Source organism: Polaromonas sp. P1_G4, from assembly GCF_056405475.1.
The window spans coordinates 1-3,789 of sequence record NZ_JBFUCA010000428.1 but is presented as its reverse complement, the minus strand read 5'-3'; the positions used below and the strand labels follow the sequence as shown (position 1 = coordinate 3,789).

The window sequence follows — 3,789 nt, the reverse complement described above, 5'->3', positions numbered from 1 at the left end:
TGCCTATTACGACGTGATTTCACGCATCACCGACAGCGCCGCCAGCCTCTTCGACTACCTCGGCCCGCACATGGACAAGCACCTGCGCTCGCACGAGATCTATGCGGTGCTGGACCCGAACGCCGCACCGGCCGCGCCGATGTCCCGCAACATGGAGTTCGAGCACACGGCATCGTTTGCCGCGCTAGCGTCGCTCACCCCGGAAATCGCGCTGGAAATTGAAAACGAGCTGGCCAAGGCCATCGGGCCTCTGGCCAAGGTGCTGGTCAAGAAGGCCATTCCGCGCACGGTCAGCGCCCAGGGGCTGCGCGACCTGCTGGCCATTTCCATTCCCGATGCGACAGCCCGCGAAGCCTTCCTGAAGCCGCGCCACGCCAGCGCGACGGTGAATTCGGGGCTGCATGGCGCCAGTGGCCCGTTGCGGTCCACCGGCGGCAGCAGCAGCTACAGCCGGCCCATTTCCTCGACGTTTTCCCGCCCCTTGCGCAGCGACATGAGCAGGCCCCTGTCCACGTCGGCAACGACATCCGGAACGACCTCGGCATCCTCCACATCCATCAATGTGCAGAATTTCAATGCGGAGCTGCAGGCGCAACTGGAACGCGCGCTCAGCCAGCATATCGGCCCGCTCGCCAAAACCCTGGTGCGCAAGGAAGCAGCCCGGCAACTTACCTTTCTGGCACTGATCCACGCCTTGGCCCAGCAGATTGACCGGCCTGATGACCGCGCGAAATTTCTGGCGGTAGCGCAGAAAATGCACGGGGKGCGCTGAGCGCAGCTTTTTTCAGCCTCGCATACGCTATGCTTTTGATAGCTGCCTGCGCACGATGAAAAAGGCCTCCAGGCCATTTCCCCTTAAGATTTTCGCCCGGGATATTTTCGAAATCACTCCGGGCTGACACGCCCCGCATCAATGGTGATGCGCCGCTCGCAGCGCGACGCGATGGCCTGGTCATGCGTCACCAGTACCAGGGTCGTGCCGAGTTCGCGGTTGAGCTCAAACATCAGCGACATCACCGTCTCGCCGGTGGCAAAGTCCAGGCTGCCTGTCGGCTCATCGGCCAGCAGCACCGCCGGCTGCACCACAAAAGCGCGGGCCAGTGCCACACGCTGCTGTTCGCCGCCAGACAACACTTTCGGATAATGGCCCAGCCGCTCCCCCAGACCGACACGCTTGAGCATGTCGGTGGCCAGCGAGCGTGCGTTTTTGGCGCCCGACAGCTCCAGCGGCAGCATGACGTTCTCMAGCGCCGTCAAATTGCCCATGAGCTGGAAGCTCTGGAAGACAAACCCGACCTTCTGCGCTCGCAGGGCGGCCCGGTCGTCTTCGCTGATCGCAAAGATGTCCTGCCCCGCCAGCCTGACCGTGCCCTGCGTCGGGGTATCCAGCCCTGCGATGATGGACAACAAGGTGCTTTTGCCGGAACCCGACGCACCGACAATGGCGGCGGTTTCCCGGGGAGCCAGGGCGAAGTCAATATCGCGCAAAATGGCCAATGTGCCGGTGGAGTCGGTGACCGACTTGAAAACATGCTCAACGGAAATAATTGAAGACGTCGGGGACGGTGCGGGCACAGCGGAAGCCGCAGCCCTGGAACCATCATTCACGCCACTCACCACGGGTTCAAACATGTCGGCCTTGTCAGGAAATATGAATTCAGACTTTACCAAGCTTGCCCTTGCGGCGGCAAAGCGTTTGCTAAAACCTTTCGGGGCGCTGCTTGTGGCCGCCGTGATGGGTGGCGGCGCTCCGGCGGCAATAGCGCAAACGCCGGTGCCCAAAGGGGAAACCATTCTGGTGGTCGGTGATTCACTCAGCGCCGAATACGGCCTGAAACGCGGAACGGGCTGGGTGCCGCTGCTTGAAAAACAGCTTGCCAGCGAAAAAAAGACGGCCAAAGTCGTCAACGCCAGCATCAGCGGTGACACCACTTCGGGCGGCAGTTCGCGCCTGCCGGCGCTGCTCGCGCAGCACAAGCCTGCGGTGGTGGTGATTGAGTTGGGCGGCAACGATGCCCTGCGGGGATTGCCGCTGGACATGACCGAAAGGAATCTTGTCACGATGACGCAGGCGTCCAAAAAAACAGGGGCCAGGGTGCTGCTGGTAGGCATGCAGGTGCCGCCCAACTACGGCAGCGCCTACGCGGCCACGTTTTCAGGGCTGTTCGGCAAGATCGCCAAGGCGGAAAAAGTAGCCCTGGTGCCCTTCTTTCTCAAGGGCATTGCCGACGCGGCCGACCCGGTGGCCAACTTCCAGGCGGACCGGATCCACCCGAACGAGCAGTCGCAGGCGAAGATGCTTGCCAATGTGTGGCCCGAACTGAAGAAACTGGTCAAGTGAGCCTGGACCGAATTTCTGCCGAAGAGGCGCTCCAAACGCTCGGGAGTTATTCCGGGGTGATTGACGCCCGCAGCGAAGGCGAATACGCCGAAGACCACCTCCCGGGCGCGGTGAACTGGCCCAGCCTGCGCGACGAAGAACGCAAAATCGTCGGCACCAAATACAAGCAGATCAGCCAGTTCGAAGCCAAAAAACTGGGCGCGGCGCTGGTGGCCAAAAACATTGCCGAGCACATCCAGCGTGACGTGCTGGACAAACCCCGGGAATGGCAACCGCTGCTGTATTGCTGGCGCGGCGGCAAGCGCAGCGGCTCGCTGGCGCTGGTGTTGGACCAGATCGGCTTCAAGGTGACGCTGGTGGACGGCGGTTACAAGGCATTTCGCGCCGCGCTGGTGGCGGATTTGCCGCAGCTGGCCGGCCGCTTTAGCTACCGGGTGGTGTGCGGCCCCACGGGTTCGGGCAAGACCCGGCTGTTGCAGGCCCTGGCGGCCGAAGGCGCGCAGGTGCTGGACCTGGAAGCGCTGGCCAACCACCGCAGTTCGGTGCTGGGCGCCATCCCCGGTGTGCAGCAGCCCAGCCAGAAGGCGTTTGACAGCAGCATCTGGGCTGCGCTGAAACGTTTTGATCCGGCCCAGCCGGTCTACATTGAAAGTGAAAGCAAGAAAGTCGGCAATGTGGCCGTGCCGGAAGGCCTGATCACCGCCATGCGGGCCAGCCCTTGCCTGCAGCTGGACCTGCCGGAGGATGAACGCGTAGCGCTGCTGCTGGAAGACTATGACTTTTTCGTGAAAGACATCGCGTTCTTCTGCGAACGCCTGGGCGCCCTGACGGAAGCACGCGGCAAGGCCGTTGTGCAGGACTGGCAGGCACGCGCCCGCAGTGGCGACGTGGCTTCGGTGGTGCGTGAACTGCTGGTCCAACACTACGACCCGGGCTATCTCCAGTCGATGCAGCGCAATTTTTCCGGGCATGCCACGGCCCGTGTGCTTTCGCCGCAGGACCACAGCACCGCAGCCATGGCCGCGCTGGCGCAAGCCCTGCGGGCTGAAAATTCCGCTCCCTGAAACGACAAACCCGGCAGACCTTTACAGGTATTGCCGGGCTTTTGATTGCCTGCCGTTCTTCCCGGCGTTTGGTTGCTACCAAATCAATAGCTGCTTGCGCTTGTCCATAAAGGGCTGCAGCCTTTTTTCATTAAAAATCGCGGGGACTCAGGGGGCCGGGTCTACAGGCGGGAGGCCACCGGGCGCCTCACCGTCGGGATCGGGCGTATCGGTCCCGTCGTCAGCGGCATCGTCCGGCTTGCCCTCTGCCTTGCGCTTGAGCTTTTCTTCTTTTTTGCGTTTTTTCGCAAGCTCTTTCTGGCGCTTTTCGTAAGAGTAATTGGGAGTTGCCACTGCGTGCTTTCGTGAATAGGTAACCCTTACTGTACTGCATTGCCGTCACGG

5 protein-coding genes are annotated in these 3,789 nt (G+C 61.9%); 3 read left to right on the top strand and 2 right to left on the bottom strand.

What is annotated here, in order from left to right; translation table 11 throughout:
• A partial coding sequence (locus tag AC1D1X_RS18030) for a DUF8082 domain-containing protein (protein WP_477698809.1) occupies positions 1 to 772 on the top strand: 772 nt, incomplete at its 5' end.
• A 113-nt stretch (positions 773 to 885) separates the two neighbouring features.
• Here AC1D1X_RS18030 and AC1D1X_RS18025 read toward each other — a convergent pair.
• Positions 886 to 1,632, bottom strand: a complete 747-nt coding sequence (locus AC1D1X_RS18025; RefSeq protein ID WP_477669366.1) for an ABC transporter ATP-binding protein — start codon at positions 1,630 to 1,632, stop codon at positions 886 to 888.
• A gap of 103 nt (positions 1,633 to 1,735) precedes the next feature.
• On the opposite strand from AC1D1X_RS18025, the gene AC1D1X_RS18020 reads away from it, so the two are divergent.
• A complete protein-coding gene (locus tag AC1D1X_RS18020) occupies positions 1,736 to 2,341 on the top strand; it encodes an arylesterase (protein WP_477669619.1) in 606 nt (201 codons plus the stop codon).
• Complete coding sequence (mnmH, locus tag AC1D1X_RS18015; protein WP_477669365.1) at positions 2,338 to 3,405, top strand: tRNA 2-selenouridine(34) synthase MnmH; 1,068 nt, start codon at positions 2,338 to 2,340, stop codon at positions 3,403 to 3,405. The genes AC1D1X_RS18020 and mnmH overlap by 4 nt, the downstream gene beginning before the upstream one ends.
• A 147-nt stretch (positions 3,406 to 3,552) precedes the next feature.
• Here the strand turns inward: mnmH and AC1D1X_RS18010 are convergent, their stop codons facing one another.
• A complete protein-coding gene (locus tag AC1D1X_RS18010) occupies positions 3,553 to 3,738 on the bottom strand; it encodes a hypothetical protein (RefSeq protein ID WP_477669364.1) in 186 nt (61 codons plus the stop codon).
• Between the last annotated feature and the right edge of the window lie 51 nt (positions 3,739 to 3,789).